3 protein-coding genes are annotated in these 3035 nt (G+C 65.8%); 1 reads left to right on the top strand and 2 read right to left on the bottom strand.

The window, feature by feature from the left end; genetic code table 11:
• The coding region (locus BGN95_RS19875) for a M61 family metallopeptidase (protein WP_502688322.1) at nt 1-1534 on the bottom strand (1534 nt) is incomplete at its 3' end.
• A gap of 53 nt (nt 1535-1587) precedes the next feature.
• Nucleotides 1588-2244, bottom strand: a complete 657-nt coding sequence (locus BGN95_RS19870; RefSeq protein ID WP_179513126.1) for a DUF1345 domain-containing protein — start codon at nt 2242-2244, stop codon at nt 1588-1590.
• 51 nt (nt 2245-2295) lie between these two features.
• Between BGN95_RS19870 and BGN95_RS19865 the strand changes: the two genes are divergently transcribed.
• Nucleotides 2296-3035, top strand: a 740-nt coding sequence (locus BGN95_RS19865) for a histidine--tRNA ligase (RefSeq protein ID WP_502688321.1), incomplete at its 3' end; no start/stop codon positions are given.

The following is a 3035-nucleotide window of genomic DNA, read 5'->3' as shown; positions in this document are numbered from 1 at the left end:
GCCGATAGCCGTTGCGCGCAAAGCCCTCGATCGGCGCGCCCGCGGCATGCTCGGTCAGCCGCTTTTCAAGATAGGCCTTCCAGTCCCACGGCTGGATCGCGTTGAGCGTGCGCGCGACATCGTCGATCGTATAGGTCAGCTCGCCCCAGTCGCCGTCGCGGACGCCGAAGAAGGCGCGCGCGAAATCGTCGATCGATTTCTTGCCCCCCGATTGCTCGCGCAGCAGCGAATCGACGTCCATCCACACGAGGAGCCCCTCGTTGTAATAATCCTCGCTGCGCTGCCAGCTCTGCCAGCCCTTGGGGCGGCGCGCGCTGATCACCGGATCGTTGGTGGTGTCGACGAGATCGCGCCAGTGCCGGGCGGGCTGCGAATCATAGCTCGCCATGATCATGGCATATTGATCGAGCGTATCCTGTTTGGAGACGAGCCCCGATCGCGCCTGGAGCACATAGCCCCAGAATTGCGTCTGCCCTTCATAGACCCACAGCAAGGAACCGCGCATCGGGGTGCGGAAATCGGGCGTCCACAGGTCGGCGCCGCGGCGGAACTTGCCGTTCCAACTATGGGTATATTCGTGCGGCAGCAGGTTGCGGCGCCCCGGCCCTTCGTTCCACTTGGCGAAATAGCCCGGGGTCACGCCGTTTTCGGAGCTGCGATGATGCTCCAGCCCGATCCCGCCGAGCTGATCGGTGATCGAGAGCAGGAAGTCGTAATGATCGTAATGCTGCGATCCGAACGTCTTGATCGCCTGATCGACGAGGCTCTTGTGCGCGTCGATCTGCGCCGGGGTCGCGACGAGTTCGCCCGGCTCGTCGGCGAAGACGTTGAGCGTCACGCGTTCGCTCAGCGGGATCACCCGGCCGTAGCGCCCGGCGAGCAGCGGCGAATCGACCAGAATCTCGTAATTGGTCGGCTCATAGGCCCAGACATTGCCGGTCGCCTTGGCGCGCAGCGCGCCGCCGGCGGTCCAGCCGGTCGGGAAGGTCACGTTCATCCGCACCGGGATGCGGCGGGTGAAATAGCCCGCCGGATAGAGGCTGACCTGATTGGGCTGGAGGCTGATCATCGTCGGGGTAACGACGATCCGCCCCTGATCGGCCTTGGTCGCCGAGATGAACTGGAATTCGACGTCGAGCTGCTTCGCCCCCGCGGGGACGTCGATGTGGAAGGCATAAACGTCGACCGGATCGCGCGTCCACGGCAGCACCTTGCCGTTGGCGCGGATCACGAGGCCGGCGAGCTTCTCGATCTCGCCGCGCGGGGCGTGATTGCCGGGTAGCCACTTCGGATAGAGCAGCGCCATCGGCCCGGCCTTGGCGACCGGGATCGTTTGCTTGACGCGAAGGATGCCGCGCGTGGTGTCGGTCGCGTCGACATTGAGCGTGATCGTGCCGGGATAGGCCTCGTCGCGCGGCGCCGGGATCGTATCGACGAAGGGCACCGGCTGCGGCGCGGAATTGCCCGAGGGCACCTGGGCGAAGGCAATGGAAGCGGTGGAAAGCAGGCAAGCGGCAACAACGATACGAATCATCAGACGTCAGTCCCCCGAACAAACGGCAAGGCTAGCCGCCCGCGCCGCGCGGCTCAATGTCCGCCCGCGCTGCCCAACACGTTGATCGTGAAGGCGAGCACCCCGATGTTGAACACGAAGGCGGCGAGGCATTGCCCGATCGCCACCCGCCGCATCCGCTGCGCGGTGAGGCCGACGTCGGAGGTCTGGAACGTCATCCCGAGCGTGAAGCTGAAATAGAGGAAATCCCAATAATGCGGCTCGCCCCCGCCCGGAAAATCGAGCCCGCCCGAATCTTTCCCGGCGCTCTCGAGATAATAGAGATGCGCATAATGCAGCGCATAGACGACGTTGGAGAAAAGCCAGGCGAGCACCAGCGTCGCGATGGTCAGCACGATGACATGGCCCGAGGGCGGCGCGGTCGTCTCGACCGCGACGACGACGAGGATGACGGTCGTCACCAGCGCGGTGATCGCCAGCAGCCAGGCGCGATTGGCGTCGTTGGCGCGGGCCCGCGCGCGCATGTCGACCGTTTCGGCGCCGAGCAGCGGCCAGAGCGAGATGAGGAAAAACGCTGCCCCGGCGTCGAAACCGATCATCAGCGCGCGCCCATGCGCGAAGCCGGAGGACCAGGCGACGGTCGCCCCCGCCGCCATGATCGCCATGAAGACGAGGAAGCGCACCGGCGCGATGCGCTGGCCGATCCGCCACGAATGATCGTTTTGCGTCATCTGCTCCACCTAGCGCGGCGCCCGATCCTCGCCTAGGGACCCAGATTCATCATGGCCCGTATCCAGACCCCCAATCGCGTCCGCGGCACGCAGGACATTTTCGGCGCCGAGCAGCGCCGTTTCGCCGAGGTGCTCGACACGTTCGAGCGCGTTCGCCGGCTGTATTGCTTCGGCCGCGTCGACGTGCCGGTGTTCGAGGCGACCGAGGTGTTCGCGCGCTCGATCGGCGAGACCACCGATGTCGTGTCGAAGGAAATGTACACCTTCCCCGACAAGGGCGGCGATTCGCTGACGCTGCGCCCCGAATTCACCGCGGGAATCGCGCGCGCCTATATCACCGAGGGGTGGCAGCAATTTGCGCCCTTGAAGCTGGTCACCGCGGGCGCGGTGTTCCGTTACGAGCGGCCGCAAAAGGGGCGCTATCGCCAGTTCCACCAGATCGACGCCGAGATATTGGGCGCCCCCGAACCCTCGGCCGATGTCGAATTGCTGTGCCTGGCCGACCAGTTGCTCCGCGAGCTCGGCATCGCCGACGGGGTGACGCTCCAGCTCAACACATTGGGCGACGCCGAGACGCGCGACGCGTGGCGCGCGGCATTGGTCGCGCATTTCGAGCGGCACCGCGGCGACCTGTCCGAAGACTCGATCGCGCGGCTCGACAAGAATCCGCTGCGCATCCTCGACAGCAAGGACCCGCGCGATCGCCCGATCGCCGACGCCGCACCCGGAATCGACGCGCATATGACCGTGGAGGCGGGCGCGTTCTTCGAGAGCGTGACCAAGGGGCTCGA

The sequence above is a fragment of the Sphingomonas sp. 66-10 genome, assembly GCF_001897045.1.
Classification (GTDB): Bacteria; Pseudomonadota; Alphaproteobacteria; order Sphingomonadales; family Sphingomonadaceae; genus Sphingomonas; species Sphingomonas lycopersici.
Note: the sequence above shows the minus strand (reverse complement) of the source record. Positions and strands in the feature narration are given on the sequence as shown.